Origin of the sequence: Achromobacter sp. 413638 (assembly GCF_043119405.1) — a bacterium.
Taxonomy (GTDB): Bacteria; Pseudomonadota; Gammaproteobacteria; order Burkholderiales; family Burkholderiaceae_B; genus Achromobacter.
The window spans coordinates 1-25,154 of sequence record NZ_JBICCO010000023.1; the positions used below are offsets into that span (position 1 = coordinate 1).

The 25,154-nt window shown below is 67.6% G+C and carries 25 protein-coding genes; 13 read left to right on the forward strand and 12 right to left on the reverse strand.

The genetic code is table 11. From position 1 onward, the window contains the following. Window positions 1-181: 181 nt before the first annotated feature. Window positions 182-949 carry a sulfite exporter TauE/SafE family protein gene (locus ACEU5R_RS11650; RefSeq protein WP_103274422.1) on the forward strand — a complete coding sequence of 256 codons (768 nt, stop codon included), beginning with the start codon at window positions 182-184 and terminating at the stop codon, window positions 947-949. Between the two features lie 39 nt (window positions 950-988). On the opposite strand, the gene ACEU5R_RS11655 is transcribed toward ACEU5R_RS11650, so the two are convergent. Beyond that, window positions 989-1,849 (reverse strand): LysR substrate-binding domain-containing protein, encoded by an 861-nt coding sequence (locus ACEU5R_RS11655; RefSeq protein WP_392410266.1) that lies wholly within the window; start codon window positions 1,847-1,849, stop codon window positions 989-991. Window positions 1,850-2,035: 186 nt separating this feature from the next. On the opposite strand from ACEU5R_RS11655, the gene eno reads away from it, so the two are divergent. The 4 genes from eno to copD all read left to right on the forward strand — a co-directional run bounded on the left by eno (window position 2,036) and on the right by copD (window position 5,262). After that, window positions 2,036-3,334 carry a phosphopyruvate hydratase gene (gene eno / locus ACEU5R_RS11660; RefSeq protein WP_392410268.1) on the forward strand — a complete coding sequence of 433 codons (1,299 nt, stop codon included), beginning with the start codon at window positions 2,036-2,038 and terminating at the stop codon, window positions 3,332-3,334. A 27-nt stretch (window positions 3,335-3,361) separates the two neighbouring features. Continuing rightward, window positions 3,362-3,763 carry a DUF2946 family protein gene (locus ACEU5R_RS11665; RefSeq protein WP_392410269.1) on the forward strand — a complete coding sequence of 134 codons (402 nt, stop codon included), beginning with the start codon at window positions 3,362-3,364 and terminating at the stop codon, window positions 3,761-3,763. Between the two features lie 216 nt (window positions 3,764-3,979). Beyond that, window positions 3,980-4,342, forward strand: a complete 363-nt coding sequence (copC, locus tag ACEU5R_RS11670; RefSeq protein ID WP_392410271.1) for a copper homeostasis periplasmic binding protein CopC — start codon at window positions 3,980-3,982, stop codon at window positions 4,340-4,342. 41 nt (window positions 4,343-4,383) lie between these two features. Then, window positions 4,384-5,262: a copper homeostasis membrane protein CopD gene (gene copD / locus ACEU5R_RS11675; protein WP_392410272.1), complete on the forward strand. Its 879-nt coding sequence runs from the start codon at window positions 4,384-4,386 to the stop codon at window positions 5,260-5,262. A 54-nt stretch (window positions 5,263-5,316) separates the two neighbouring features. On the opposite strand, the gene ACEU5R_RS11680 is transcribed toward copD, so the two are convergent. After that, a complete protein-coding gene (locus tag ACEU5R_RS11680) occupies window positions 5,317-5,511 on the reverse strand; it encodes a hypothetical protein (RefSeq protein ID WP_392410274.1) in 195 nt (64 codons plus the stop codon). A gap of 306 nt (window positions 5,512-5,817) precedes the next feature. On the opposite strand from ACEU5R_RS11680, the gene ACEU5R_RS11685 reads away from it, so the two are divergent. The 3 genes from ACEU5R_RS11685 to ACEU5R_RS11695 all read left to right on the forward strand — a co-directional run bounded on the left by ACEU5R_RS11685 (window position 5,818) and on the right by ACEU5R_RS11695 (window position 8,003). Next, entirely contained in the window at window positions 5,818-6,243 is a 426-nt protein-coding gene (locus ACEU5R_RS11685; protein WP_103274417.1) for an Hsp20/alpha crystallin family protein, read from the forward strand. Between the two features lie 79 nt (window positions 6,244-6,322). Then, window positions 6,323-6,970: a BON domain-containing protein gene (locus ACEU5R_RS11690; protein WP_392410276.1), complete on the forward strand. Its 648-nt coding sequence runs from the start codon at window positions 6,323-6,325 to the stop codon at window positions 6,968-6,970. A 49-nt stretch (window positions 6,971-7,019) separates the two neighbouring features. Next, window positions 7,020-8,003: a zinc-dependent alcohol dehydrogenase family protein gene (locus tag ACEU5R_RS11695; RefSeq protein WP_392410278.1), complete on the forward strand. Its 984-nt coding sequence runs from the start codon at window positions 7,020-7,022 to the stop codon at window positions 8,001-8,003. 1 nt (window position 8,004) lies between these two features. Here ACEU5R_RS11695 and ACEU5R_RS11700 read toward each other — a convergent pair whose 3' ends face one another. Next, entirely contained in the window at window positions 8,005-8,187 is a 183-nt protein-coding gene (locus ACEU5R_RS11700) for a hypothetical protein (protein WP_392410280.1), read from the reverse strand. A gap of 27 nt (window positions 8,188-8,214) precedes the next feature. Here ACEU5R_RS11700 and ACEU5R_RS11705 point away from each other — a divergent pair, with 27 nt between their 5' ends. Then, on the forward strand, window positions 8,215-9,318 hold the full coding sequence (locus ACEU5R_RS11705; protein ID WP_392410281.1) for a CHAD domain-containing protein: 1,104 nt from the start codon (window positions 8,215-8,217) through the stop codon (window positions 9,316-9,318). Window positions 9,319-9,331: 13 nt separating this feature from the next. On the opposite strand, the gene ACEU5R_RS11710 is transcribed toward ACEU5R_RS11705, so the two are convergent. Next, the gene (locus ACEU5R_RS11710; protein ID WP_392410283.1) at window positions 9,332-11,131 is read right to left on the reverse strand and encodes an adenosylcobalamin-dependent ribonucleoside-diphosphate reductase; all 1,800 of its coding nucleotides are present in this window, start codon (window positions 11,129-11,131) and stop codon (window positions 9,332-9,334) included. A gap of 184 nt (window positions 11,132-11,315) precedes the next feature. Here ACEU5R_RS11710 and ACEU5R_RS11715 point away from each other — a divergent pair, with 184 nt between their 5' ends. Then, window positions 11,316-11,951: a hypothetical protein gene (locus ACEU5R_RS11715; RefSeq protein WP_392410285.1), complete on the forward strand. Its 636-nt coding sequence runs from the start codon at window positions 11,316-11,318 to the stop codon at window positions 11,949-11,951. Here the strand turns inward: ACEU5R_RS11715 and ACEU5R_RS11720 are convergent. The 3 genes from ACEU5R_RS11720 to ACEU5R_RS11730 are packed head-to-tail and all read right to left on the reverse strand — an operon-like array spanning window position 11,948 to window position 16,067. Beyond that, complete coding sequence (locus ACEU5R_RS11720; RefSeq protein WP_392410287.1) at window positions 11,948-13,222, reverse strand: NRAMP family divalent metal transporter; 1,275 nt, start codon at window positions 13,220-13,222, stop codon at window positions 11,948-11,950. The genes ACEU5R_RS11715 and ACEU5R_RS11720 overlap by 4 nt on opposite strands. Further along, window positions 13,215-15,599 (reverse strand): phosphoketolase, encoded by a 2,385-nt coding sequence (locus ACEU5R_RS11725; RefSeq protein ID WP_392410289.1) that lies wholly within the window; start codon window positions 15,597-15,599, stop codon window positions 13,215-13,217. Before ACEU5R_RS11725 ends, ACEU5R_RS11720 begins: the two co-directional genes overlap by 8 nt. Before the next feature lie 42 nt (window positions 15,600-15,641). Continuing rightward, window positions 15,642-16,067 (reverse strand): universal stress protein, encoded by a 426-nt coding sequence (locus ACEU5R_RS11730; RefSeq protein WP_103274409.1) that lies wholly within the window; start codon window positions 16,065-16,067, stop codon window positions 15,642-15,644. Between the two features lie 258 nt (window positions 16,068-16,325). Between ACEU5R_RS11730 and ACEU5R_RS11735 the strand changes: the two genes are divergently transcribed. After that, the gene (locus ACEU5R_RS11735; protein ID WP_392410290.1) at window positions 16,326-17,162 is read left to right on the forward strand and encodes a universal stress protein; all 837 of its coding nucleotides are present in this window, start codon (window positions 16,326-16,328) and stop codon (window positions 17,160-17,162) included. Window positions 17,163-17,291: 129 nt separating this feature from the next. Here ACEU5R_RS11735 and ACEU5R_RS11740 read toward each other — a convergent pair whose 3' ends face one another. Further along, window positions 17,292-18,437 (reverse strand): nickel/cobalt efflux transporter, encoded by a 1,146-nt coding sequence (locus ACEU5R_RS11740; RefSeq protein ID WP_392410291.1) that lies wholly within the window; start codon window positions 18,435-18,437, stop codon window positions 17,292-17,294. 11 nt (window positions 18,438-18,448) lie between these two features. Further along, the gene (locus ACEU5R_RS11745) at window positions 18,449-18,727 is read right to left on the reverse strand and encodes a metal-sensing transcriptional repressor (RefSeq protein ID WP_392410292.1); all 279 of its coding nucleotides are present in this window, start codon (window positions 18,725-18,727) and stop codon (window positions 18,449-18,451) included. Window positions 18,728-18,864: 137 nt separating this feature from the next. On the opposite strand from ACEU5R_RS11745, the gene ACEU5R_RS11750 reads away from it, so the two are divergent. Together ACEU5R_RS11750 and chrA are read left to right on the forward strand one after the other, a co-directional pair. Continuing rightward, complete coding sequence (locus ACEU5R_RS11750) at window positions 18,865-19,806, forward strand: chromate resistance protein ChrB domain-containing protein (protein ID WP_392410293.1); 942 nt, start codon at window positions 18,865-18,867, stop codon at window positions 19,804-19,806. After that, entirely contained in the window at window positions 19,803-21,185 is a 1,383-nt protein-coding gene (chrA, locus tag ACEU5R_RS11755; protein ID WP_392410294.1) for a chromate efflux transporter, read from the forward strand. Before ACEU5R_RS11750 ends, chrA begins: the two co-directional genes overlap by 4 nt. Before the next feature lie 284 nt (window positions 21,186-21,469). Here the strand turns inward: chrA and ACEU5R_RS11760 are convergent, their stop codons facing one another. From ACEU5R_RS11760 to ACEU5R_RS11770, 3 genes are read right to left on the reverse strand one after another with little or no spacing between them, the layout of a single operon-like run. Next, entirely contained in the window at window positions 21,470-22,642 is a 1,173-nt protein-coding gene (locus tag ACEU5R_RS11760) for an iron-containing alcohol dehydrogenase (protein ID WP_392410295.1), read from the reverse strand. Window positions 22,643-22,653: 11 nt separating this feature from the next. Then, window positions 22,654-23,661: an alpha/beta hydrolase gene (locus ACEU5R_RS11765; protein ID WP_392410296.1), complete on the reverse strand. Its 1,008-nt coding sequence runs from the start codon at window positions 23,659-23,661 to the stop codon at window positions 22,654-22,656. Beyond that, window positions 23,658-25,133 carry a flavin-containing monooxygenase gene (locus tag ACEU5R_RS11770; protein WP_392410297.1) on the reverse strand — a complete coding sequence of 492 codons (1,476 nt, stop codon included), beginning with the start codon at window positions 25,131-25,133 and terminating at the stop codon, window positions 23,658-23,660. Before ACEU5R_RS11770 ends, ACEU5R_RS11765 begins: the two co-directional genes overlap by 4 nt. Between the last annotated feature and the right edge of the window lie 21 nt (window positions 25,134-25,154).

Genomic DNA, 25,154 nt, shown 5'->3' on the forward strand with positions numbered 1-25,154 from the left:
CCCCCCCCCCCCCCCCCCCCCCCCCCCCCCCCCCCGGCGAGTTCACCGCCTCGGATGGCCGCCGCCAGTTCCGCCGTCAGTCGTTCATACAGGTTCATGTCGCCCGCCGCCGAGTCCGATGTACTCAATACAATGATTGGATTGTATTGCCATGCGACGCCATACTGCCAGGGCACAATAAATGGAGACGATGGTGGACATGTCGATGCAGGCCATGTTGTTGATGTTCGCGCTGGGCTTGCCCTGCGGCGTGGTGGCGGTGACGGCGGGAGGCGGGGTGACGCTGGGCGTGCCGCTGCTGATGCTGGCCGGCATCGCCGCCGACGACAGCGTCATCGCGGTGAAGGTGGCGCTGTGGGCCGCCTTCCTGACGGGCTCGCTGGCCCATGCGAAGAAACTGCCGGAGACCGCCGTGCCGGTGCCCGGATGGCTGTGGCCCATGTGCCTGCTCGGTTCCGTGCTGGGCGCGCAGCTCCTGACCATCATCGACCCGATGCGGCTGCGCAGCGTGGTGCTGTTCCTGCTGGTTGCCTCCATCGTCGGCACCTTCTGGGCCGGACGCCGCCCGAAGACGGTCAACGTCTCGCCCAGCGCCATGCAGCGGTTCACCGGTTTCGTGCTGGTGCTGGTGCTGGCGGTGTATTCCGGGTTTTTCGGCGCCGGCTATGGCGTCTTCCTGATCCTGACGCTGGTGGCGCTGCACGGCCACACGCCGTCCACCGCCGCCGCGCTCGGCACGCGGTTGAGCCTGGTCATCTCGACCGCGTCCGTGGCCGTGTTCATCTGGCGCGGCGTGGTGCCGTGGCCGATGACGCTGCCGCTGGCGCTGGGTTGCGCGCTGGGCGGCACGCTGGGCGCCAAGGCGGTCAGCCGGCTGGGCGATGGCGTCGTGCGCATGACGACCTGGGCGGTCAGCATCCTGGCGGCGATCAAGCTGCTGGCGACGTGATGCAGGAGGCGGCGGGATAGGTCTGGCCGCGCGTCGCGCCTACACGGTCAGCGCGTCCCGCAGCCAAGCCACGAAGGCCTGTGCCTGCGCATTCATGCGCCGCCCGGCGGCGGGCAGGGCGCGCAGTCCGCCGTCGAACTGAACAGTGCCGAATGGCGCCACCAAGGTGCCTTCGGCCAGCTCGCGCGCGATCAATCGCGTTTCCACCAGGGCGACTCCCAGGCCGGACAACGCCGCCTCAATGCATAGATGGGTGTGCGGAAACTCCAGCACATCGCCACGCGCAACCGATTTCCCGGTCTTGGCCTCCCATTGATTCCAGGCGCTGGACGTGTAGCCATGCGCGATCCGCGTCCGCTTCGCGGCCGCCAGCCTGGCGCAGGCCGGCACGCAGACCGCCGCGAAATTCACCGGCGCCAAGGGCAGGGCGCGCCGCTGATCGGCGTCCGAGTAGCTGGACATGTCCCACGCCACCAGCACATCCGCGCCTTCGTTGCGGATCTCGCGCGCCGAGGTCATCGAAAGCCGGATGCGGATATCCGGGTGCTTGCGATAGAACACCGCCAGCTGCGGCACCAGCCAGCGCATGGCGAAGGTCGCGCTGCAGGCCACGTGCACGCCCGGACCGACGGCGCGGCTGCCCAGGTTGTCGTAGGCGCGCTCCAGCTGGTCGAACACGGAACGGGTCACGGCATAGAAGTCGGCCGCCGCCGGCGTCATTCGCAGGCCGGTGCCGTCGCGCTCGAAGAGTTCGGCGCCCACGTCGTCGGCCAGCAGCTTGAGATGCCGGCTGATCGCGCCGTGCGTGCGCGCCAGTTCCTCGGCGGCGCGCGTCACCGAGCCGGTGCGCGCGACCGCCTCGAATGCGCGCAGGGAGGCCAGGGGAGGGAGCTTGCGCATGGGCGTTCTTGAGCGTCCTTGAGCGTTCTTATGTCAGGAAAACTGACGCAATCGTAAAACAAATCGATATTCGGATGCTAGCAGGCTGGCTAGCATTTAACCAATATTCGCCGCCTTGCTCATGCGATCGGTGTCAGGGCCGGCAGCCTCGATTTGTTCAATTGACTAACATATAGGAGTCTCCCCATGCATATCGTCGATATCCGCGCTTTCGAGGCGCTGGACAGCCGAGGCAATCCCACGCTGGAGGTCGAGGTGGCGCTTTCAGACGGCGCCTGCGGCGTGGCGCTGGTGCCGTCGGGCGCGTCCACTGGCATCCGTGAAGCCTGCGAGCGGCGCGATGGCGATCCGCGTCGCTTCCATGGCCGAGGCGTCCTGGACGCGGCCCGTAGCGTCAACACGGAAGTGCGCGATGTGCTGCGGGACATGCGCGCCGACCGCCAGGCGGACCTGGACCAGGCCATGATCGCGCTGGACGGCACGCCCGACAAAAGCCGCCTCGGCGCCAACGCGATACTGGGCGTGTCGCTGGCCGCGGCGCGCGCGGCGGCGGCCAGCCTGAAACTGCCGCTGTGGCGTTACGTGGGCGGCAGCCAGGCCTGCGTCATGCCTGTGCCCATGATCAACGTGCTCAACGGCGGCGCCCATGCCGACAATCCGCTGGATTTCCAGGAATTCATGGTGCTGCCGGTGGGCGCGACCAGCTTCGCCGAGGCGGTGCGCATGGGCGCCGAAGTGTTCCATGCGCTCAAGGACGCCCTGAAACGCGCCGGCCATTCGGTCAACGTGGGTGACGAGGGCGGCTTCGCGCCCGATCTGCGCGCGGCCGAGGAAGCGCTGGACTTCCTGATGGCGGCGATCGGACAGGCCGGACTCCGGCCCGGCCAGGACGTCGCGCTGGGCCTGGATCCGGCCGCCAGCGAATTTCATCGGCCCGCCGGCTACGTCTATGCCGGACAGGACCGGCGCCTGAGCGCCCAGGAGCAGGTCGACTACCTGGCGGCGCTGACGCGGGCCTATCCGATCCTCTCCATCGAGGACGGCATGGCCGAGGACGACCCCGCCGGCTGGAAAATGCTCACCGAACGGCTGGGCGCCAGTTGCCAGTTGGTCGGCGACGACGTGTTCTGCACCAATCCGCGCCTGTTCGAGCAGGGCATCGGGCAGGGCCTGGCCAATGCCATCCTGGTCAAGCCCAACCAGATCGGCACGCTGACGGAGATGCAGCAGGTGCTGCGCCTGGCCGCCCGCAACGGCTATCGGGTGGTCATGTCGCACCGTTCCGGCGAGACCGAGGACACCAGCATCGCGGACCTGGCGGTGGCTGGCCATTGCGGCGGGATCAAGACCGGTTCGATGTCGCGCTCGGATCGCACGGCCAAATACAATCGCCTGCTCAGAATCGAGCGCGAACTCGGGGCCGCGGCGGTATACGCAGGCGCCTTGCCGCCGGGGAGGGGATTGCCGCCGCCACCTGCGTGCTAAGATTTTTTTCCGCAACAGGGGACGCCGATGCGCGCACATGCCAATGCCGGAAGACGATGGGTCGCGCTGATCGCGATGGCCCTGTTCGTCTTCCAGGCATTGATCGCGTCCTCCGCCCTGGCATCCTCGGGCCACGGATCGGACCGGGCCGGCGCCACCACGATCATCTGCACGGCCAGCGGTCCGCGCGTGGTTGCCCTGGATTCGGAAGACGCCGCGCAGCACGCCAGGCAGCAGGGCGGCGCATTGCCGCAATGCTGCACCGCCGGTTGCGCGATGCTGGGCGGTATCACTCCGCCGGCGCTGCTCCTGTACAGCTGGCTGGCGCCCGTCATCCAGCATGCCGCGCCGGCGCCTGTCGCGGCTCCCTATCTCTCCAGCGCCCTGGCACGATTGCCGCAGCGGTCGCGCGCGCCTCCTGCCGCCTGACGCCCGTTACCCGAACGAGACGGATTCCCGCCCTGACAGGGGCGGGCATGTTTGCCGCTTATGCGGCGAGCATATTGCCCGGCCGCCAGCGTGCTTTGTCGCCGCTCGCATTCTGACTCGTGCCTGGGTACGGGCCCAGACGTGTGCTCGATTTCCGGGCGAACGCCAAGCCATGTCTGGCGGAACGCCGTTCATTCAAGGTCCAGGAGAATTTCCATGCTCAAAAAATCACTGATTGCCGCCCTGGTGCTCGCCGCCGCCCCGCAACTCCTCTGGGCGCACGCCCATGTCGGAACCGCCACGCCCGCCAAGGACGCGGTCCTGGCCAAGACGCCGGCCACCGTCACGCTGACGCTGACCGAAGGGCTTGAGGCCGCGTTTTCCTCGCTGACGCTGCAGGATGCCGCCGGCAAGACCGTCCCGACCGAAAAATCGGCCCTGGCGCCCGGTGACAACAAGACGCTGGTCCTGCCGATCGGCAAGGATCTGCCGGCAGGCGTCTACACGGTGAAGTGGCAGGCCTTGTCCAAGGACGGCCACAAGACCAATGGCGCCTGGTCGTTCACGATCAAGCCCTGAGGCCGCATGCAAGCTCCCGCCGCCGACGGCGCGCCCAGGCCATGATCATCGCCACGTTCGCGCTATTGCGCTTTGTCGCCTACATGGCGTCGACGCTGCTGTTCGGCGCCAGCGCCATGCTGGCGCTGAGCGGGTCGCGCGGCTTGAGGCTGTCCGTCGAGGCGGACTTGCGCAAGGTGTTGCGCGGCGCCTCGGTGGCCGGAATGCTGTCCGTGCTGTGTCTCCTGCCATTGCAAACCGCCAGCATCGCCGGCGAATGGCAGGCCATGGCGCAGACCGACATGCTGGCCACCGTGGCGTTGCAGACCCGCTATGGACAGGCCTGGATCCTGCGGGCGGCGGCGATGCTGCTGGTGCTGTGCCTGTTTCTGCGGCCCCGGCCGGACTGGACATGGCCGCGCGCGCTCGCCTCGGGCCTGGCCCTGCTGCCGCTGGCGCTGAGCGGGCACGCCGCGATGGAGGAGGGCAGGACCGGCCTGCTCCACGCGCTGAACGACATGCTGCATTGCCTGGCGGCCGGTTTCTGGCTGGGGTCGCTGCCGGTCTTCCTGCTGATCCTGCGGCGATGGACGGAGCCCGCCTGTCGCGCCGATGCCACCCGGGCCTTGATGCGCTTCTCGACCGCCGGGCATGTCGCCGTCGCGGTCCTGCTGCTTAGCGGCGTCGTCAACGCCGTGCTGATTCTGTCCCCAGAGGGGCTGGATATCGCGTCCGCCTATCAGCAATGGCTGGGGCTGAAGATCCTGCTGGCATTAGCCATGACCGTGCTGGCCATCATGAACCGGTATTGGTGGGTGCCCAGGATCCGGCGACAGCCGGAAATCGCGCTTGGGCCGTTGCGCCGGAACACTGTGCTGGAAGTCTGCGTAGGCGTGGCGATCTTGCTGATCGTGAGCGCGCTTGGGCTGTCAGCGCCGTAATGAATGCGCGGCTGCCCGCGCGACGGCAGGGTGTTGTCGATTTTCTGGACGGCGCTAGCGCAGCCCAAGCCATCCATGCAGGCCCACGTAGATGCCAACCGCGATGATCAGCAGGCTGGAGAGGTAGGGCGCCCGCTGCGCCACCGCGCTGAACCAGGGCGCGTGCCGGCTAACGTGCCGCACGCTGAGCGCCGCGACGACACCGACCGTGACCAGGGTGATGGCCAGCCCGATCGAGAAGCACAGCACCAGCCAGCGTGTGAGAGATGCTCGCGGTGACTCCCAACAGGATGGCGCCGGGCATAAACAGCCGGGCGGGCGACGCGCTCTGGGCAAGCAGCCCGGAAAACGACAGCATGGAATATGTCAAAGAACCCTGAGCACGGCAGGGATTCATTATCGGCGGGCCGGACGGCGGGATCGCCACCGCGCCAACCGGCTCCCGCGTTCGCTCCCGATTTTTTCCCTGACAAAAGTCAACGAGGCCCGGACGCGAACGCTCAAGATGAACTGGACGGTTGCGGTTGAACGCAAGCGGTCTTCCAAGGAGCCACCATGTCCCGACTTACTCAATACAGCCCCCTGTCCCTCGATACGTTCCCCGATGTCTTCCAGGCGCTGCTGAGGCCGATCCGGTCTCGCACGGACGAGGACTTTCCGCGCATGGACATCGACGTCACCGAAGCCGGCGACAAATATGTCCTGAAAGCGGAATTGCCCGGCGTCGAGAAAAAGGACATCTCGGTCGAAATAGACGGCGCCACGGTCATGATTCTCGCCAACAAGGAGCAGAGTAGCGAGGTCAAGGATGAAGGCAAGGTTCTGCGCAAGGAACGTTACTGGGGGCAGATCCAACGCTCGGTGACGCTGGCCAGTCCGATCGATTCGGCCGCTGCCAGGGCCGTATGCGAGAACGGCGTGCTGGTGCTGACCTTGCCGAAAAAAGCGGGCAGCAACGGCCGGCTGCTGCAGATCGAGTAGGTCATGCAAAGGCTGGACGCGACCAGCGCCGCCGGCGCTGGCGCATGGCGGGGCGCCGCCCCGGAACCAGGAGAGCATCATGAGTGACGAAGCATTGCGGGACCGGGTCCGGCAGGCCCTGGCGTTCGAGCCCAGTATCGATGATCTGCATATCGACGTGACGGTCGAGAACGGCGTGGTCATGCTCAACGGCTATGTCGAAACCTATGCGCAGAAGCTGGCCGCCGAGCATACCGTGCAGCGCGTCAAGGGCGTGCGCGGCATCGCCCAGGAAATCCAGGTGCGGACGGCTGCGGCCAAGCAGCTGGCCGACGACCAGGTCGCCGCGCGCGCGCTGAACATCATCGCGTGGGATTCCACTGTGCCCGATGGCAAGGTGCAGGTAACGGTGCAGAAGGGCTGGGTGACGCTGAACGGCACGGTGGACTGGTTCTATCAGCGCGACGCCGCCGAGCGCGCGGTGCGCAAGCTGTCGGGCGTGATCGGCATCTCGAACCAGATCGAAGTCGCGCCGTCGGCGCGCGCCAGCGACATCAAGCGCCGGATCGAGGATGCCTTGCTGCGCAGCGCGCAGCTGGAGGCCAGGCGCGTCGAGGTCAACGTGCAGGACAACAAGGTCACGCTCAATGGCTGCGTGAATAGCTGGATCGAGCGCGGCGCGGCCGAGCGCGCGGCCTGGTCTGCCCCCGGCGTTGCCGAGGTCAACGACAGGCTGGTCGTGGGCTAGGGCGCGATGGGCCCGGCGCCGGCACGCCGGGCCCTTGTGGATACTTCCCATGAGAGCCATGTCGCAACGGGCGCCTGGCGCGCCCCTCAGCCTGGAACGGTTGCCCACGCCCCGGCCCGGCCCCGGCCAGGTGCTGCTGAAGGTCGAGGCATGCGCCGTCTGCCGCACGGATCTGCACGTGGTGGACGGCGAGCTGCCGGGCCTGCGGTATCCGGTCACGCCCGGACACGAGGTGATCGGCATCGTCGAGGAGACAGGCGAGGGCGTCGACCCGCGCCTGGCCGGCCGCCGCGCCGGCGCCGCCTGGCTGGCCTGGACTTGCGGCCGCTGCGCGTTCTGCCTGACCGGACGCGAGAACCTCTGCGATGCGGCGGCGTTCACCGGTTATACGCGCGACGGCGGCTTTGCGTCACACATGCTGGCCGAAGCCGCATATGTGTATCCGCTGCCGCAGGCCGGTCCGGCCGAATCCATGGCGCCGTGGATGTGCGCCGGCCTGATCGGCTGGCGCGCGCTGCGAGCGGCTGGCGACGCCCGCCGCCTGGGCGTGTACGGGTTCGGCTCGGCCGGGCAGGCGCTGGCGCAAATCTGCGCCTGGCAACATCGCCGTCTGCATGCCTACACCCGACCCGGCGACGCCGTCGCCCAGTTGCACGCGCGCACGCTGGGCGCGGCCTGGGCCGGCGACAGCGGCGTCGACCCGCCGGAACCCCTGGACGCGGCCATCATCTTCGCGCCCGTCGGCGAGCTTGTACCCATGGCCTTGCGGGCCGTCCGCAAGGGCGGATGCGTCGTGTGCGGCGGCATACACATGACGGACATTCCCGCATTTCCGTACCGCCTGCTGTGGGGCGAGCGCAAGCTGGTGTCCGTGGCCAACCTGACGCGGGCCGACGCCCGCGAATTCCTGGCGCTGGCCCCGGCGGCGGGCATACATTGCGACGTCCGGACCTATCCGCTCGAACAGGCCAACGACGCCCTGGATGACCTGCGACAGGGGCGCCTGCAGGCCACCGCTGTGCTGATTCCCTGATTCAGCGGATTTCCAGCCGGTCGGCGACGCCCGCCACGGCGGCCCCCCATCCCGTCTCCCGCCTCGCCAGAGCGGCATATTGAGCATGGTCAACCAGAAAAATCGGGCCGTTCGGTTTCGGCCCGACCGTCGCGAGCTTGACTCGCGTCAACAAGCCTGTTGCGCCAGCGAGTACCGTGGTCATGATCACCACCCACACAGGAGCGCGGTCATGGCGCAATCAACGCGGCCGGCATCGGCCAACGGCAGTGCCCGGCAGGATACCCGCGCCGCCGGGCGACCGGCCAGGAGTTCGGCCGACGGCGCGGTCCGAAGCCTTGCCGGAGCCAAGGCCTCGAGCCCAGGCAATGGCGCGGCCCGGGCGGAGCCCGCGCCAGCCTTGCACACGGGGCTGGAAGCCGTCGCCGCCACCTGGTTCGGCGAAATCTGGAGCCGCGCGCATCGGTTGGGCGAGGGCCGGGCCGCCGTGGCGGACGCCGGCCCGGATCTCATCCATGATCTGCGGATCTACGTGCGCCGGCTGTGCGCGCTGTCCGACCTGCTGCCACGGCCGCCAGGCGCGCGCCCCATGCGTCGCGCGCTGCGCAAGGAAGTGGCCTGGGCCATGCAGCCGCTGTCGCGGGCGCGCGATTGGGACGTCTTCACGATGGAAGTGCTGCCGCAGCTCTGCGATGCCGATCCGGATATCGATCCGCAAGCCTCGGCCGCGCGGGCCCGCGCCCGCTCCGAGATCGCGCACGACGAGATGTACGCCAACCTGCAGACCGAACGCTTCCAGGCCATGCTGCGCCTGCTCCGGGAACGCAGCGCGGAGATCCCCGCCGCCATGGCCGAGCGCGCGCCCCGGTCGCTGTATCGCGCGCTCGGCCGCCGCCTCGAGGGTTGGGACGCGGCGCTGCGCGCGCGCCTGGATAACGCCGCCGACCAGGGGCCGCGGCGCCAGCATGCGGCGCGGATCCGCGTCAAACGCCTGCGCTATGCCAGCGAGGCGCTGTTGCTGCTCAGTCCATCCCGCAAGCTCGAGCGCTACGTCAAGGCCCTGGCCGACGTGCAAGGCGCGCTGGGCAGCGCGCAGGACTTCCGTACAGCCGCCGCGCTGGGGCGCGATGTGTGTGTCAGCCTGTCGACCGGCAGGCTGACGGGTCGACAAGGCGACAAAGCGGCCCTGCGATTGCTGCGCAGGGCCGGCGATGGCCTGCGCTCAGCCAGCCGGCGCCTGCTGCGGCGGCCGTCTTTCTGGGCGCAGGCCAGCCGCGGACGGGTGGCCCGACGCCTCGGGCCCGCTGGCGCCGAAGCGCCGCGCGCCACCGCGTGACGCGGCATCCCCCTCAGGCGGCCGCGGGAGCCGCCGGGCCTGTCTGCCCTTCGTGCCGGGCCGGCTCCAGCACCGCCGGCATCCGGGGATCCGGCCGGAACACCGTCAGACCTTTCACTCCCAGGCGCCAGGCTCGCAGGAACAGCGCGCCGACCTCTGCCGCCGTGCACTCGGGCGGCAGCGGCACCGTCTTCGAAATCGCGGCATCCACCCAGGGCTGCAGCGCCGCCAGCATGGCGATATGCGCGGATGGGGCGATATCGGCCGCGCGGCGGAAGTAGGGCGGCAGTTCGTCGCCATCGCCATGCAACCGGCGCCAGAGCCGCCATGCGGGATTCTGCGCCACCACGTTGCGCGCCGGGGCCTCGCCGATGCGCAGCCGGCGGCGATACTGCCACGCGTGGGCCGGCTCGATGCCGGTCGAGCAATTGTCGAAGAAGGCGATGCTGACGCTGCCCGTGGGCGCGAACGAAACCAGATGGCTGTTCCTGAGGCCGTGCCGCCGGATGGCGGCCTGCACGGCGGGCGGCAGGGGTGGCCATCCGGCCCTGGGCTCCAGATACGGTCTTGGCGCATAGGCGGGAAACACGCCGCGTTCAGCCGCCAGCCCGGCCGACGCCAGATAGGCCTGGTCGCGGATGCAGCGAGCGATCCGCGCGGCGAACACGCGCGCGGCCGGCGAGCCATAGTCCAACCGCAGCATCAGCAGCGCATCCCCAAGCCCGGACAGTCCCACGCCGATACGGCGCTTGGCCTGGGCCTCGGCCGCCTGTTCCGGCAAAGGCCAGCGGGTCAGGTCCAGCACGTTGTCCAACAGGCGCACCTGTATCCGCACGCGTCGTCCCAGCTCGCTGAAATCGAAGCCGGGCGGTCCGTTCGCGCCGAACGGATTGCGCACGAAGCGCGACACATTGATCGGCCCGAGCACGCAGCTCCCATGGGGCGGCAGGGGTTGCTCGCCGCAAGGGTTGGTGGCCGACAGGCGTTCGCTGTCGCGCAGCGGATTCAGCGCATTGATCGTGTCCACGAACAGCACCCCCGGTTCAGCGTCCCGGCAGGCCGCGGCGGTCAGCGCCTCCCACAGCCGCCGCGCCGGCAGGCGGGCATAGGGCCAGGTTCCATCGTCGCCACGCACGCCTCGCTGTGATGCCTGTCCGCCCGCCGGCGGGCAGGCATGGCGCAGGGTCCACGCCTCGTCGTTCTCCACGGCCCGCAGGAAGCGGTCGCTCAGCGCGACCGACAGGTTCAGGGTCGGCCAGCGGCGCCGTCCGGCCTTGGCGCGCAGGAAGGCGGGCAGGTCGGGATGATCGCAGGCCAGCACGCCCATCTGCGCGCCCCGCCGGCGCCTGGCCGGCGTGGCCAGGGCCTGGCAGGCCTGGTCGTAGCGGTCGATGACGGCGCATGCGCCGCCCCGACCCGCGCCTGAGTCCGCGGGCGGCACAGGGCTGAAGTCATAGCCGACACCACCGCCCATGGACATCGTGCGCACGGCGCGGGCCAGCGCCGCATCCAGGCCTTGCGGCCAGCCCAGGCCAGGATCGATGGCAGGCTGGACGAAGCAGTTCACCATGGTGGCCCCGCCGTCACCGTCGCCGTCTGCGGCGCCGGCATTGGCCATGATGCGCCCCGCGCCGATCGCGCCGGCGAGGAAATTTTCCAGGAAGAGGGCGGCGTGGCGTTCCCGTTCCGGTCCGGCCTCCCGCGCCGCCAGCGCGATTGCCACCCGGCGGTACGTATCGATCCGCAACGACTCGCCTGGCCACGCGTAGCGGTCCGCATAGACCAGATCCGAAATATCCCCAGGCTCGGTCATGGCGCGTCCTCGTGATGCTGGCGCATCGGCCCGCATGGCCGCGCCGATGCCTTGGTGTAGCACCGCCCCGAGGCGCCGTGCTTGACTGTTGTCAACAGCGGGCGGGCGCGGCCATGCGTCAATGGACTTGTCCGTCCGGACGGCAAGGGGCCGCCGGACACTTGCCCAAGATCAGGGAGCCGGTATGAAAACGCGCCTCGCCCTCGTGCTGTTCCATGTCCTGCTCATGCTGTTGCCGACGGCCGGCGCCCGGGCGCAACCGGCCAGGAGCCCGATGACCGTCTCGCCTGCCATGCTCGCGCGCGTCGATCAGGAGTCCGAGGCCGTGCTGTTGCGCCTGTACCGGCTGTCTCCCCGGGCGCGCGCCGTGCTGGCCCGCGCCTTCGGCACGCTGATCGTGCCCGGCCTGCGGGCGGATGGCGGCATCCTGGGAGTGGCCTATGGGCGCGGTGTGCTGATCGAGGCGGGCGGCGAACGCACCTATTACAACGTTATCGCCGGTCCGCCCGGGGCCATACTCGGCCTGGACGACAAGTCCCTCGTCCTGTTCTTTTCGACACAGGACGCGCTGCAGACGTTCCTGGCCGCGCCGGGCTGGGTGGAGGGCGAGAACGGCGCCATCCAGATCCTGGACGAGCAGGCCCTGACGGGGCCGCGCGGTCCGGCGCCAGGACCGATCGCCGGTTTCATCCTGGCCGACGACCATCTGGCGCGCGGACTGTCCCTGTCGGGCAGCCTGTTCATCAAGGTGCCGATGTTCCTGTGCAGCGACGCGTCGGCCGCCTGCGCCGCCGACGGCGCGATGCCCCAGGGGCGCTAGAGCGTGGCCAGCATGGCGACGACGACGAGCGCCATGACGCCCGTGGCGCTCCAGCCCGCCAGGCGCAGGCAGGGACCGATGACATGCGCGCCCATGACCTTGGGCCGCGACGCCAGCAGCATCATCACGCTCATGATGGGCAGCGCGATCACGCCATTGCACACCGCCGCCCAGAACAGTTCCGCCACCGGATCGAGCGGGGTGAAGCACAGCGCCACTCCGCCCATGGTGGCCGCGCCGATGATCGCGTAGAAGGCCGCGCCCTCGCCCTTGTCCAGCCGGGCGTCCAGGCTGCCCGGCCAGCCGGTGGCCTCGGCCACGGCATAGGCGGCCGACCCCGCCAGCACCGGCACGGCCAGCAGGCCGGTGCCCACGATGCCCAGGCAGAACAGCGCGAAGCAGAAGTCCCCGGCCAGCGGCCGCAGCGCCTCGGCGGCTTGCGCGGACGTCTGGATAGCCGCGCCGCCGTCCGCGTGCAGCGTGGCGGCGGTGGCGAGAATGATGAAAAAGCCAATCAGGTTCGAGAAAGTCATGCCAACCAGGGTATCCGCGCGGATGCGCCGCAACTGTGCCCGCAGGCCGGCCCCGGAGCGCGGCCGCCCATCATGGCCGGACTCCATCTCCAGGGCGGCCTGCCAGAAGAACAGATAGGGACTGATGGTGGTGCCGAACACCGCGACGATCATCAGCAGCGCATCGTGGCCGAGCGCCAGGCCGGGCAGGGCGGTCTCGCGGATCAGGGCTGGCCAGTCCACCTCGACGGTGAAGGCGACCGCGACATAGGCCAGCAATGCCAGCGTCAGCCATTTGAGCCAGCGCACGTAGGCCTGATAACGCATGTACACCTGCAGCGTCAGGCTGAGCGCGCCGAAACCCGCCGCATACAGCCCTACCGGCCCTCCCGCGACCAGATGCACCGCCTGCGCCATCGCGGCGATATCCGCGGCCAGGTTGAGCGTGTTGGCCGTCAGCAGCAGTCCGACCACGGCCCACAGCACTATTGGCGGAAAATCGCGCTTGATGTTGGCGGCCAGGCCGCGCCGCGTAACGCAGCCGATGCGCGCGCTGACGAGCTGGATCGCGACCATCAGCGGCAGCGTCAGCGGCATGGTCCACAGCATCGCGTAGCCGAACTGCGCGCCGGCCTGGGAATAGGTGGCGATGCCGCTGGGATCGTCGTCCGCCGCGCCGGTGATCAGGCCGGCGCCCAGCGCGGGCGGGCCGATGGGCGCGGGCTTGCGCCGGCGCGCGCGAGCCCGCCCGTCACGCATTCTCCAGCCCTTGGTCGGGCCACCGGCCATTGCGAATCTCTTCCGGATCCAGGCCTTCGGCGCGCGCCTGGGCCAGCTGCCGGTCGCGCTGCGCAAGCAGGCGCTCGCGGGCGGCCGGGGCGCAGCCACGCAGGCGCGGCACGCGCTCGAGCACATCCATCGCCAGGCTGTAGCGGTCGATGCCGTTGAGCACCGCGAGTTCGAACGGCGTATTCAGGTCTCCCTCTTCACGATAGCCATGCACGTGAAAGCCGGCATGGTTGCGCCGGCGGTAGCACAGCCGGTGGATCAGCGCGGGATAGCCATGGAAATTGAAGATCACCGGCTTGTCCGCCGTGAACAGCGCGTCGAACGCCTCGTCCGGCAGGCCATGCGGATGCACGGCCGGCGGAACCAGCGTGAAAAGATCGACCACGTTGACGAAGCGGATCTTCAGGCCGTGAAACAGGGACTTGAGCAATGCGACCGCGGCCAGCGCTTCCTGCGTGGGAATGTCGCCGGCGCAGGCCAGCACCACATCGGGCTCGTGCTGCACGAACGTGCCCGCCCAATCCCAGGCGCCGATGCCGGCCCGGCAATGGCGCGCCGCCCCGGCCGCGTCGAGGTAGACGGGGTGCGCCTGCTTGTCGGCCACGATTACGTTGACATGGCCGACCGACTGCAGGCAATGCCGGGCCACGCTCAGCAGGCAATTGGCGTCCGGCGGCAGATAGATGCGCACCACGTCGGGCCGCTTGTTGGCCGCCACGTCCAGGAAGCCTGGATCCTGATGGCTGAAGCCGTTATGGTCCTGGCGCCAGACGACCGAGGTGAGCAGCAGGTTCAGCGCCGGAACCGGGGCGCGCCACGGCGCCAGCCGCTGGGCCTTGTCCAGCCACTTCGCGTGCTGGTTGAACATCGAATCGATGACGTGCGCGAAGGCCTCGTAGGTGGCGAACAGGCCGTGCCTGCCGGTCAGCGTGTAGCCTTCGAGCCAGCCTTGCAGCGTCTGCTCGCTGAGGATTTCCATGACGCGCCCGTCCGGGGCGAGGTGGCCGCCGTCGGCATCGCCCTCCAGCCGCTGGACCATCCAGGCCTTGCCGCTGGCTTCATAGACCGCCTCCAGGCGGTTGCTGGCGGTCTCGTCGGGGCCGAACAGCCGGAAGCGGTCCGGATTTGCGCGCATCACGTCCCGCAGATAGGCGCCCAGCGCCTGCGTGGGCGACGCGTCGGCGGCGCCGGGCGCGGCGACCGGCAGGCTGTATGCGTCCGGCCCGGGCAGGGCGAGCGGACGCCGCAATGCCCCGCCATCGGCATGCGGATTGGCGCTGACGCGGCGCGCGCCGGTCGGGGCCAGCGTCCTCAGCCCGGCCGCCAGCCGGCCCTCCTGGTCGAACAGGGTCTCGGGCTGGTAGGCGCGCAGCCAGGCTTCCAGCGCCTGCAATTCCTGCGGCCGCCCGGCAGGGTCGGCCAGCGGAACCTGGTGCGAGCGCCAGGAATTCTCCACGGCATGGCCGTCGACCCGCCGAGGCCCGGTCCAGCCTTTCGGCGTGCGCAGCACGATCATGGGCCAGCGAATCCTCGCCGGTCCGCCGCCGCCGCGCGCGCGGGCCTGGATCGCCCGGATTTCCGCCACGCACTGGCCCAGCGCGCGTGCCATCTTCCGGTGCATGGCGGGCGGATCGTCGCCAGCCACGAAACAGGGGCGATAGCCATGCCCCTCGAAGAAGGCCTGCAGTTCCGCGGGAGGGATGCGCGCCAGCAGGGCAGGGTTGGCGATCTTGTAGCCGTTCAGGTGCAGGATGGGCAGCACGGCGCCGTCGCGCGCCGGGTTCAGGAACTTGGCCGATTGCCAGGAGGCGGCCAGCGCGCCGGTTTCGGCCTCGCCGTCCCCGACCATCGCGGCGACGATCAGGTCGGGATTGTCGAAGGCCGCCCCAAACGCGTGCGACAGGCTGTAGCCCAGCTCACCGCCCTCGTGGATCGAGCCGGGCAGTTGTGGCGTGCAGTGCGAACCGATGCCGTGCGGCGCCGAAAAGTGCCGGAACAGGTGCGTCATGCCGGCCTCGTCCTGCGAGCATTCGGGATAGCGCTCCGAGTAGTGCCCGTCGAGATAGGCATGGGCCAGCACCGCCGCGGCGCCGTGTCCTGGGCCGCACACGAACATCAGGTCCAGGTCGTGCTCGCGGATGAGGCGGTTCAGATGCGTCAGCGTGAAGCTCAGGCCGGGGCACGTGCCCCAGTGCCCCAGGATCCGCGGTTTGATGTGCGCCGGCTCCAGCGGCCGGCGCAGCAGGACGTTGTCGCGCAGGTACAGCATGCCGGCGCACAGGTAATTGCTGGCCCGCCAATAGGCGTGCAGACGGTCCACTTCATTGTTGGACGGCACGGAAATCATGGCTTCCCCTGGTCTGGCCGGGCCAGCTTCCCCGCGCCGGTCCTAGTTGACCAGCACGACGGGGAGATGGACGATATGCAGCAGCTTGAGCGCCACCGACCCGAGCATGAGGCTGCCCGCCGCGCCCAGGCCGCGCGATCCCATCACGATATGGTCGCACTGTTGCTCGGCCGCGTAGGCCTTGATGGCTTCGGCGATCTTGCCGACCCGCAATCCCGACTGATACATGACGCCTGCCTTGTCCAGCGCGATCCGGGCATCGGCCAGCGCCGTCCTGGCTTCGTCCTCGTAGTACTCCTGGATCATGTCGCTCGACACAAAGGCAAGCACCGTGCCCGAGACGATCGGCGGCTGCACGTTCAGCAGATGCAGGTTGCAGGCGCCATGCTCGCGGACATGGTCGATCATGTAGTGCACGGCGCGCAGCGAATTGGCGGATCCGTCGACCGGGATGAGTACATTCTTCATGGCGCCTCCAGGCGGAGCAGGATGTAGCGGGGAAGGGCAGGCATGCGCCCATCATCGCGCCGCCACGGCGCGCGCCCTTGACGGCGGTCAAGCTGGCGCGCTCTTTTGCGCCCGGCCTCGACGTTCGTCCCTGTTTTTCGCTTGACTATCGTCAACCCGGAGCCGGACCGCCGGCGCAAGATGGCAGGACAGACCAGGCCGGGCAGGGCGCGCAAGCCGGCCGCCGGCAACCCATGCAAACACGGGGAGATATTCGCCATGTTCCGCCGCATCGCCGTACATCTCGACAACGGCATCGACTGCCGCCGCCGCGTTGAATTCGCCCTGCAGATGGCCAGGCCGCACGATGCCCATCTCACCGGCATATTCGCCAGCTACATGCTGCCGCGCTACTTTTACGACGAAGGCGGCATGTGGGTCCGCGCGCTCGACCTCGTCAAGGAACTCAACGCCAAGGGACGCATGGCAGTGCAGGCGGCGTTCAGCGAAGCCACGGCGCAGGCCGGCGTGGCCGCGTCCTGGCGCCAGGGCGAGGACATGCCCGCCGAGTGCGTCGTCCGGCACGCGCGTCATTCGGATGTGCTGATCCTGGGCCAGGAGAATGCCGGCGACGTGGAAGCCGCCACCGGCAACGACTTCGTTGAGCAGGTGCTGCTATCCGCCGGGCGTCCCGTCATCGTGCTGCCGACGGCGGGGTCCTTCCGCAACGCGGGCGCGCGGGTGCTGTACTGCTGGAACCAGAGCCGCGAGTCGGCCCGCGCGATCGCCGACGCGGCGCCCTTGCTGCGCGGCGCCAGCGCGCTGCGCGCCCTGACGCTGGGCCACGGGGCCCCGGCCGATCCGGATCTGCGGGCTTCCTTCGAAGACCTGGCCGCCTACTGCGCCAGCCACGGCTTTCCCCAGCTGGAGTCGGAGTTCCGCGACGCACGAGAGGCCGGCATCGGAGACGCCATCCTGAGCGCGGCCGCCGATTTCGGCGCGGACCTGATCGTCATGGGGGCATACGGACACAGCCGCACGCGCCAATGGATCATGGGAGGCGCCACTCGCTCGCTGTTGGAGGCGATGACCTTGCCGGTGTTTTTTTCTCACTAGGCGACGCCGGGCGGATGCCGGGAAAAGAGGCGGCCGTCGTTGGTTTGCATAATGCAGAGCGATGAAAGAGCATGCGCAATAGTCGTCAAGCAGCAACAAGCGGAGCGGTGCTGGCCCTCCTTTCCGACGCTAGGCGGAAGGCAGTCCAAGCCATCCATGGGCGCCAACGTAAATGCCGACTGCGATGATCAGCACACTGGACAGGTAGGGAGCCCGCCGAGCTATTGCACTGAACCAGGAAGCACGCTGGGTAACGTGCCGCACGCTAAGCGCCGCAACTGCCCCAACAGTAACCAGGGTGATGGCCAGCCCGATCGAGAAGCACAACACCAGCACAGCCCCTAAGGTGAACTCCTTTAACTGCAAACACAGGAGCAACACGGTGATGGCCGCAGGGCAGGGAATAAGACCTCCCGTCAGTCCGAACAAAGCGATCTGCCAGTTGGTCACATTCCGGTTCGCGAATCGCCGACGGATGTCGTTGGCATGCGCCAGCTGGTGGGCGTCCTGGTATTGCTCAGCCGCGACATCCAATCCGCGCAACGGTTCGTGACTGTGATCGTGTTGGTGGTTATCTGGCTGCAGGAACGCGACGTCATAGCTGTGGACGCGGCCACCGTGAGTCAACGCCAGGCGTGCCATGAACTCATGAGGTTCCGGTACCTGTTCCAGTGACTCTAGGTAGCCATCCTTCTGCACGAACAGGAACACCTGCTGACGGCCATCGGTTCGTTCGGTTGTCAGCGTCACATCCTCTGCCTGACAGTGACTCCCTCGCAGGTTGGTCAGACGCCACCGAGGAGGTACGCCGTCCTCGAACACTTCGAGGGCGACGCGGCCGTGCCCGGTGTCGACCTCGTATCGCTCCAGACCGTGGGTGTGCCCGTCGTGCTCATGATTGTGATGGGAGTGGTCGTGCGCGTCGCCATGCTGTTCCCGCCAGGTTCGCCAGAACATCCAGGCCGCGATCAACACGATGACCGCGCCCGAGGCCAGCTGGAAGTAAGGCTCCAACGCCTCGGCAGCCACGCCTCGCCATAAATACATGCCGCCCAGTCCGATGCCCCACACGATCAGCGTGTGCGAAATGGTCGCGGTGACGCCCAGCAGCACGGCCTGCCACACCGTCCCCCGGATCGCGACGATGAAGGCGGCCATCATCGTCTTGGAATGGCCGGGCTCCAGGCCGTGCAGGGCGCCCAGCAGGATGGCGCTGGGAATGAATAGCCAGGCGTGCGAAGCACCCTGAGCGATCAGCTCGGAAAACGACAACATGGAATAACGCCTTAGAGGTACTTGGTGATCTCTTTGAATTCGTCGATGGTGCGCTGCCTGTCCGCGTCCAGATCGCCCACGGCATCCTGCAGGCAATGGTCGATGTGGTCCTGGATCAGAACCTTCTTGGCCTGTGATATGGCCTTCTCGACGGCATGCAGCTGCTGTGCAAGTTCAAGGCAGGGGCGGTGCGCTTCCATCATTTGAAGAATGCTGCGCAGGTGGCCTTCCGCCCGCTTGAGACGCTTGGCGACGGCATCGTGATGGTGGTGGGGATCAGGTTTCATCATGGTCGCATCATATCCCCCCCAGGAGGATATGGACATCGACACCATGCGTACAACCAGGAATCTCTGGTGTTTCCTTGAATTGAAGAGTACGCTACAGAATAGTAGATATTTCTACATAGATATTGTTGGCGCTACAGATGACCTGGCTGACTCTGATCCTTTCGATGCCCACCGAGAACGCGACGGCACGCATGCGCGCCTGGCGGGCGCTGAAATCATCAGGTGCGGCGGTGCTGCGCGATGGCGTCTATCTATTGCCGTCATCGGACCGCACCCGGGAAACCTTGAACGCGATCGCGCATGCCGTGCAAGAGAGCAGCGGGACGGCTTATCTGGCCGACACCGGGTTTCCGGATGACGACTCCGCGCGGCTCACAGCGCTTTTCGACCGATCCGCAGACTACGCCGAACTGATGAAGAGCATTGAGCCGATTCAGGCGGTGCTATCCCCTGATACGGCGATGGATGCGTTGAAGCGATTGCGCAAGCTCCGAAAGGTCTACGCCCAACTGAGCGACATTGATTTCTTTCCGGGGGAGGCCCGGCGCCAGGCTGACGCCGCTTTGCTTGAGCTGGAAGAGGGCGCCAATCGCGCGCTCTCTCCGGACGAACCGCATGCGGTCGACGGCGCCATCGTCCGGCTGCTTGTCGACGACTATCAAGGGCGGACCTGGGCTACACGCGCGCGTCCCTGGGTGGATCGACTGGCTAGCGCTTGGCTGATTCGGCGCCACATTGATGAGGATGCCCGCATCCTGTGGCTCGCTTCGCCAGCGGAATGCCCAGACAGCGCCCTGGGATTCGACTTCGATGGCGCAAGGTTTTCCCATGCAGGCGCAAAGGTGACGTTCGAAAACCTGGTCACCGCCTTCGGCTTGCAAAGCAAGGGCATGGACCGGCTCGGCGCCATCGTTCACTTCCTGGACGTCGGTGGCGTTCAGCCTCCGGAGGCCGCCGGGGTGGAGCAGGTCCTGGCCGGCCTGAGGGCAACGATTGCCGACGACGACCAGCTCCTGGCGCTCGCCAGCGGAGTCTTCGATGGGCTCCTGGCCAGCTTCGAGGAGGAGGGCAGAGCATGAACACGCAAATCCAGGACACTGCCACGCCCACTGGCGAGCCCGTCGACAAGGTGCTCGAGCGACCCCAGCCGGTCAGCTTCCGGCAGGCGTTCTGGTTCTGGTTGAAGCTGGGGTTCATCAGTTTTGGCGGCCCGGCAGGGCAGATCGCCATCATGCACACCGAGCTGGTGGAACGCCGACGCTGGATCAGTGAACGACGATTCCTGCATGCCCTCAACTACTGCATGCTGCTGCCCGGGCCGGAGGCGCAGCAGCTCGCAACCTATATCGGGTGGCTGCTGCATCGGACTTGGGGCGGAATCGTCGCGGGAGGCCTGTTTGTCCTGCCGTCGCTGTTTATCCTCATCGGACTGTCCTGGGTCTATGTCGCCTGGGGCGATGTGCCCGTCATTGCCGGCCTGTTCCATGGCATCAAGCCGGCCGTGACCGCCATCGTCCTATACGCGGCCCATCGCATCGGATCGCGCGCGCTGAAAAACCCCGTCCTCTGGAGCATCGCTGCCGCGGCGTTCGTCGCGATCTTCGCGCTGGCGTTGCCGTTCCCGCTGATTGTCGCGATCGCGGCATTGATCGGCTTCGTTGGCGGTCGGCGATGGCCCGGGTATTTCCAGGTGGGGTCGCGTCATGGATCGAATTCGCGAGGCTACGGTCCGGCATTGATAGACGACGACACCCCCTCGCCAGCGCACGCCAGATTTCGCTGGAGCCGCCTGATCTGGATCGTCGCCGCCGGTGTCGCGCTCTGGGCCACGCCAATGGCGATACTTGCGGCGATTTATGGATGGCAAGGCGCGTATACGCAGATGGGCTGGTTCTTCACGAAGGCCGCCTACCTGACCTTCGGCGGCGCGTATGCGGTGCTGCCATACATCTATCAAGGCGCGGTCGATCATTACGGATGGCTGACGCCGATACAGATGATCGACGGACTGGCGCTTGGAGAGACCACCCCCGGCCCCTTGATCATGGTTGTGGCTTTCGTCGGATTCGTAGGCGGGTACGCGCAGGGCTTGCTTGGCCCGGAGCTGCTGTTCGTGGCCGGAGCACTCGCGGCGGTCATCGTGACCTGGTTCACGTTCCTGCCGTCATTCCTGTTCATCCTCGTGGGCGGGCCATTGGTTGAAGCCACGAAAGAGGACCTGAAGTTCACCGCGCCGCTGACCGCCATTACGGCGGCCGTCGTCGGCGTCATCCTGAACCTGGCCGTGTTCTTCGGCTATCACGTGTTATGGCCGACGGGGCTGGCGGGACATTTTGACTGGGGCGCTGCGCTGATTACGGCAGGCGCCGCGACCGCGCTGTTCAGGTTCAAGCGCGGGGTGATCGAGGTGATTGCCGCTTGCGCTGTCGTGGGTCTCTTGCTCAGGCTCGCTGCATGAGGAAGGCATCCCAGGTGCCTTCGTTGGATTCATATGGCATGCGTTGCCAAGTGGCAGGAGAGGAGCCAGCCACTTTCCGCATCATTCTAACTTTACATAATACACATTATGCGTATTACGGGCATGGACAATAGAGACGGGATCCTGTCAGCGTTCCACGCTTTCGACCCGCGATCCAACCGCTGTCTCCATTTCCCTACGGATTCGCCGCCCGGATCCCCGGCGAGCCAGGATCCGCCGCCCGACCAACGCCAAGGAATCCACAATCGCTCGTCCCGTGCCGGCTACCCGCCGACCGGCTCGAACGCCGCCGCATAGATCGCCAGCGCATCGGCTTCGGTCACTTCCCGAGGATTGTTCACCAGCAATCGCGTCTGCCGCATGGCATCGCTGGCCATCCGCGCCAGATCTCCCCGCTTGACGCCGACCTCGCCCAGGCTGCGCGGAATCCCCGTGTCGACAGCCAGCCGTTCAAAATAGCCGACCAAGGCAGCCGTCCTGGCCTCGTCGCTGCCCGTCACGCCCGGAACCACTACCTCGGCGATTTCGGCATAGCGCCTGCTGGCGGCCGGCGCGTTGAATTTCAGCACGGGCGCCAGCACCAGCGCGTTCGACAACCCATGCGGAACATGGAAAATGCCGCCGATGGGATATGCCAGCGCATGCACGGCCGCGACCGGCGAATTGGCGAAGGCCTGGCCGGCGAACATGGCGCCCAGCAGCATGGCGCTGCGCGCTTCCCTATTGCCGCCGTCCCGGCACGCGGTCAGGATATGGCGGGACAACAGCTCCAGCGCCTTGATGGCCAGCATGTCCGACACCGGGTTCTTCAGATGCGCCGAGGTGTAGGCCTCGATGGCATGCACCATGGCGTCGATGCCGGTATAGGCCGTGGCGGCGCCGGGCAGTCCCAGGGTCAGTTCCGCGTCCAGAATCGCCAGATCGGCGTACAGCTGCGGCGCGACCACGCCCATCTTGGTGGTTTCCCCGGTCGTCACGATGGATACCGCCGTCACTTCCGAACCGGTGCCGGCGGTCGTCGGCATCTGCACCAGAGGCAGGCGCTGGCCGGATACTTTCCCGACGCCATACATGTCCGCCAAGGGCTGCTGGCCCGCCAGCAGCACGGCCAACAGCTTGGCCACGTCCATGGACGAGCCGCCGCCCAGGCCCAGCACCACCTCAGCGTCTGCCTGGCGGGCGCGCTCGGCGGCGTCCAGCACGACGGATTCCGGAGGATCGGCGACCACATCGTCGATCACGGTCACCTGCCAGCCATGCCTGGCCAGGTCGGCCAGGGCCGGCGCCAGGAGGCCGCTCTTGTGCAGGAAGCCATCGGTGACGACGCACAGCCGGACCTGCGCCGGATACTGCTTGCGCAGCAAGACGCCGAGCTGGCGCGCCGCGCCGAATTCCGAAATGATGGTCGGGACAGTCTGGAATTGGAAAGCGTTCATAGGACGATGCATCAGGAGTTATGCAGCAAGGTTTCACGCAGGAACGCGGCGGCCCGGATCAGCATGACGCGCCCGGTATCGATACGGCCCGCCGACGTGATGATGCCATGCGCGTGCGCTGGCAGGTGGTGATGTTCGACACGCGCGCCGGCCGCGATGGCTCGCGCGGCGTAGGCCACGCCCTCGTCCGCCAGGGGATCCAGCCCGCAACTCAGCAGGAACAGGGAAGCGTTGGACGGGCGCGGCGCCAGGAGTGGAGAAAGAAGCGGGGAGAAAAGCGAGGGAAATCGCGTGTCGTCCAAGGAAGTACCCGGTCGCAGGTAGTGGTCGCGGAACCAGTGCATCGAGTTGGCGGTCAGTGGGAATCCGGTGACGATGCGTTGGTACGAAGCCGTCTCGCCACGCAGATCGGTCACGGGATAGAACAGCACCTGCGCCCGCACGATGCAAGCCCGAGGCAACAGAACCTGCGTGTTCGCCAGGACCGCGGCCAGGTTGCCGCCGGCGCTGTCGCCCGCCAGGCCCAGCCGCGAAACATCCACGTCCAGGCTCGCGGCATGATCGACCAGCCAGCGCAACGCGGCGGCGCAATCGTCCAGCGGCGTCGGAAACGGATGCTCGGGCGCCAGGCGATAGTCGACGGCGTACACCGCGGCTCCGCTTTCCCTGGCCAGCGTCCGGCAGATGGCATCGTGCGTGTCCAGGTTGCCGATCACCCAGCCTCCGCCGTGCATGAACAGCACTGCCGGCGGCTTGCCCGACGCGTCGCGGCGATACTCTCGCACGCGCAGGGTCGCGCCTGGAACCGGCACCTCATGATCGCGGACGACGGCGCAATCGGCGCGCGGCAGGCCATTGGCCTCACAGCCGCGCAGGTAGTTGTCCCGCGCGGTGGCCAAGGGCACGTCCTGAAAAGAAATCTCGCCGCTTTCCCGATAGGCCTGGATCAGGTCCCGCGCATCCGGGGCGATCGAGGATAGCGGGACGCGCTCGACGTCCTGCTTGCGCCGTTCGCTCATCGCGCCGTCTCCGCGCGCAGCCACAGATAGTCGTCCGCGTTCCAGCGCACGGCCGCCTGGTACTGATCAGCGGTCCCGGACCAGTTGTTGATGACCTTGCCCGCCGCGTTCTTGTACCAGCTGGAGCAGCTGGCGGAAAACGCCGACGTGGTCATGTCCGCCTGCAAGCGCTCGTTGTAGCGGGCGTACACCGGCGGCTTGACGCTCAGCGCCGCGCCCTGCTCCTGCCCTGCCCTCAGCGCCTCGACGATGTAGCGCTGCTGGATTTCCAGCATGGTGATGATCGAGTTGTGATTCAGATTGGTGTTGGGCCCGTAGATCAGGAACATGTTCGGAAAATCCGGCACGGCCATGCCCAGATAGGCGGCTGCGCCCTCTTCCCACGCCTGCGACAGGTTCGCGCCCGCCGCGCCCAGCACGGCCAGATCGCCATGAAAAGCCTGGCTGGCGAAGCCGGTGCCGAACACCACCGCGTCGAACGGCAGCTCCTCGCCATCGGCCGTCACGATGCCTTGCGCGTAGAAGCGCTTGATGGGCCGCGTTTCCAGCGTCACGTTGGGCCGCGTCAGCGCGGGGTAGAAATCGTCGGAGCGCAGGATGCGCTTGCAGCCCAGCTCGTAGTCCGGCGTCAGCTTGGCGCGCAGCTGCGGGTCGGCGACCTGCGCCGCCAGGTGCGCCTTGGCGACGTCGACGCCCTGCCGCTGTTCGTCGGTGCCCATCTGCGTGCGGCGAAAGCCGTTTTCGCGGAACGCATGCAGATGCCGGCGTGACGCCTCAAAGGCGGCAGGATCGGCCTCGTAGGCATCCAGCTGCTCCTGCGTGAACACCTGCTGATTGCGTGGCATGATCCAGTTCGCCGAACGCTGGAACACCGTCAGGTGCGCCACTTCGGGCGCGATCTCGGGCACGTACTGCACCGCCGACGCGGCATTTCCGACGGAGGCCACGCGCTTGCCGCGCAGTTCGACGGCGCCATTCCAGCGCGCGGAATGGAAGCTCGCGCCCCGATAGGTTTCCAGGCCGGGGAAGGCGGGAATCGACGGTTGGTTCAGCTGCCCCCACGCCGGCACGAAGTACGTGGCCGTGTAGCGTTCCCCTCCGCGCGTCTCGAAGCGCCACAGGCGGCTCTCGCCATCCCAGCGGGCCTCGGTGATCTCGTGATTCAGGCGCAGATGCGCGCGCAGGCCATAGGCGTCGGCCAGCCGGTGCATATAGCCCAGCAGCTCTTCCCGCCCCGCGTACATGCGGCTGACGCGCAGGTGCGGAAAGAACGAATAGCAATAGAGATGGGCCTCGGTGTCGCAGGCCGCGCCCGGATAATTGTTGTCCAGCCAGACGCCGCCGATATCGCCGGAGCGCTCCAGGATGACGAAATCCTCGTCGCCGTTGCGCGCCAGCTGGGCGCCCATGCCCAGGCCCCCGAAGCCGGCGCCGAGGATCAGCGTGCGGAAATGCGTAATGCGTTCACTCATGATGCTTCTACTCCAATCGAA